The organism is Rhodoferax ferrireducens, assembly GCF_003347515.1.
Taxonomy (GTDB): domain Bacteria; phylum Pseudomonadota; class Gammaproteobacteria; order Burkholderiales; family Burkholderiaceae_C; genus Rhodoferax.
Genome location: NZ_QEII01000132.1, coordinates 1 through 3146 on the forward strand (window position 1 = coordinate 1; position 3146 = coordinate 3146).

General features: G+C 57.1%; 1 protein-coding gene. It reads right to left on the minus strand.

What is annotated here, in order from left to right; all coding sequences use genetic code 11:
* Positions 1-287: 287 nt before the first annotated feature.
* Positions 288-2366: an FRG domain-containing protein gene (locus tag C5P05_RS00600; RefSeq protein WP_157979150.1), complete on the minus strand. Its 2079-nt coding sequence runs from the start codon at positions 2364-2366 to the stop codon at positions 288-290.
* Between the last annotated feature and the right edge of the window lie 780 nt (positions 2367-3146).

Here is a 3146-nt window from a genome sequence, read left to right on the forward strand (position 1 = left end):
CATGGCTGTGCTCCTGTGGTGAACGAGGCCAATTGCCTCACCTCACAACATAGGCACTCGCCCACCTTCGGCAAACCACAAACGTCACATCGCAGGGTACCGCGCGAGCGGTTTAGTCCAACGACCAAAAGCGGTCGGTGGCGTCCGGCCGCTTTGCGGTCCCCAACTTCTGAGAACAATCGCGATACGGAAACTACTTGATTGAGGTTGCCGATCCAGGTCGCGTTGCTCGCGGGCTGCGAACCGATCTAATCGAGGGATTTAAGGGCGGTTTCTCTTCTTGCGACTCAGGTATGTGTCGAGTCACCTGCGGAATCCCCATTTTTTTTCAACATGCATTCAATAATCTTTGCTAGCAGTCCGGCGTCACCGGAATCCGAAATGGGGCTTCCTGTAACGAGCACGTACCGCGCAGCTCGCCCAAAGGCGACGAACAAGCCTGGGTTGTGCTGCGTCAATGCATGAATAACATTGCAGTCCAACAGAAATTTCTGTTCATCGGGGTGAAGTGATAGGGCGGCCCACTTCACCAATTTCAGTGCCAATGAAAGTTGCCTTTCGGCAACATCTAAAAGCGCACTATTGAACATAAACTGAGGTGTCCCCGCGCTTTTCACGAGACTTGTGGCAAGTAGTCGGCTAACGTTATTCTTCTTATTGCCATTCTTGAATAACTTGCGCAGATCGTGAGATGTGCGAGACCATTTGACTGCCTCAGCCAACCACTGGCTCTCGGGGTACATGTCGCCCTGTCCATCTATGAATTCAGAAGTGCAGTATTCTGAATCGCGAGGGAAGTGAACGCTGAAGCAATCGGCTTTCAGCCCGCCAGGATGCAACTGATTTAAATGATCGCAGTCCACGAAGCAGCCTAGTTGTCGATGCAGTCGCTCCACCCAAGGTGGCGCAAGCACGACTATCCCACCACGTTCATAAGCGCGGGCAAGCGGCAACCCATAAATAGCGGCTTCTGTTGGCTCGGACTCGCGAGAATCGCAGGCGAAGTAGGCCGCGACGCACGGATCGAAGGTGAAATCCAAGAGCGTTGTTGCCAACCCGTAGTGTTGACCGACACCGGCTATCGCATGGTCGATTTGCGATGTTCCATCTGAGTCATGGGCCAAGCGGGAGACGGCGAGCAGAAACAGGGAGAGTGCCATTCGATTGGCGTCGCTAGGCTGGCGGTGAAGGGTGGGCGTCAAGGGCCACGAACTGTCAGCTTGACCCCTGAAAAGGAACGGCCCCGTAGGCAGGTGCGCGCATTCCATTTCCAGAGTTGTGGGCCTTGGCGATCGTGGTCTGCCCTTGCGATCCCAGCCTAAGAGATCCTTAAGCCACAACGCGGCGTGCCACGCAGATGGCGCGCGCCACGCGCTCTCACTGACGCGCTCTACTGCCTGATGGATCTTTGTCGAGTGAAACGACAGTGCAAGCAAATGTGATGGCGGCAAAAAGGTCACCGGTCCCTCTGACGATGCCGGTGGATCGCTGACCGCATGCAGCAATGCTTTGGCGTCATCGCCTGACAGGCGGCCGCCCGCATGCGTTTTCGGACCCGCGCAACCGATGCTTAAAGGAGGGCCGAGCAAGGAATCGTCGACGTCGTCCTCGCTGACTAGATCTTCCGCCTCGGCCGTCAAAGAGCAGTAGATTGATCCGCCCAGCGCCGCCTTTAGTTCCAAGCATTGCGGAATCACGTAGTCTATCCAGACGTCTAGCGGGACCTGCCGTGCACTGACCGCAAACTCGTCCCCGAAAGTATTCGCGGGAACGTATAGGCGCGAGGACGCACGTTGCGACTCGCGTCGGATAGTCAGTTCTATAAGATCTGTTGTTCCATGAACGTGGAGTACCTTGCGCGGATGCACAACCTCGGCTGGAACAACTGCCAGCCAAGGTGAACCGGGTAATTCTCTTCCGGCTAGTTGATGCATCGCTACGAACCGTGCTGTCTGCAGGACGCGATACGAGAGAACTCTGGCGCATACGCGGGCCCCCGCACGCGCCCCGTACTGCTTGCTGACCTCATGCAGAACGTCCCCGGCTAGCGCAGCTGTTTCTTTGCATTCCTTCTTCGACTGAGCAACCACGAGCCGTTGCCTGGTCTTGACGCCCTTGGGCGAGCTCTTGGACTGAGTAAGAAGATGTTCTTGAAGGTGTAGCAATAAAGGAATTTCAAGTCGAACTGGTTGGCCGGCTGGATAGAGGCCGCCAAAATGCGTGATCAAGTTTTGGGACAGTTCGCGGTCGGACGCGCGAAGGCATTCGTCAAGGGTGATCGCAGGGAAGCTCATTGCATCGATGGTGGCAGACGAACCTGTATAGTGCCTGAATTCTGCCGCGATACCGGTATTGCCGCAAGACACTCATTGCCCCAAGATCGCAGCCCACTGCCGGTCTCGGCGCGCACCTCGTCGGCACGAAGGCGACCGACCCAGGCGACACGCTAACTAAGCCGTGGCCGGAAGTATCGGGTCGACGTGAATCTCAGCCGTCGGACGATCGAAGAGCTCATGGCCCAGACCGATACCGGTTTAAACGGCATCTGCCAGAGCGCTTAAATGTCGGCATTGCGGCGTCGAGTTCAACGATGCGAAAGGCGGCTCAGGGCACCCAGAAGCCGGCGACGGCAGGCTGGTGTGGAGCAGCCCAATGCAATCGAAGTCCCAGCGACAGGTTTAAGGCGTGGGATTCGAGGTGGCCGTTGGCTCTTGACGACCAGAAGCGGGGGCTCCCAGGAGGCAGCTTTCGGGCAGCAGAAAATTTTTCACTGTCGAGGGTTCACAAAGCTGCCGCTCAATTGGCGGCATCCCCTCCACATTGCTGACCTTGGCAGCGGGGAAGTCTGAGACAAGTCAGCAGCGTCAAGAGCCAGCGATTATCTCAAATTGCCCGCCCGGGAACGGTCGTTGGGACTGCGATCGCATTGGGCTGCTCCAGACCAGCCTGTCGTCGCAGGCTCTTGGGTGCCCATAGCTGTTTGCCAGCTTTACAAACTGGTGTCGCTAGAGCGGTCGCTCCATACCACCGAAAAGGGTTTATTCAAGGAGTCCGATAAGCAGGGGCAACCTCAGGTTACCCGGACCTCGACCTCCATTCCCGCGAACGCGTCAGCCGCACCAACGTAGCTGCCCGACACCGGCATC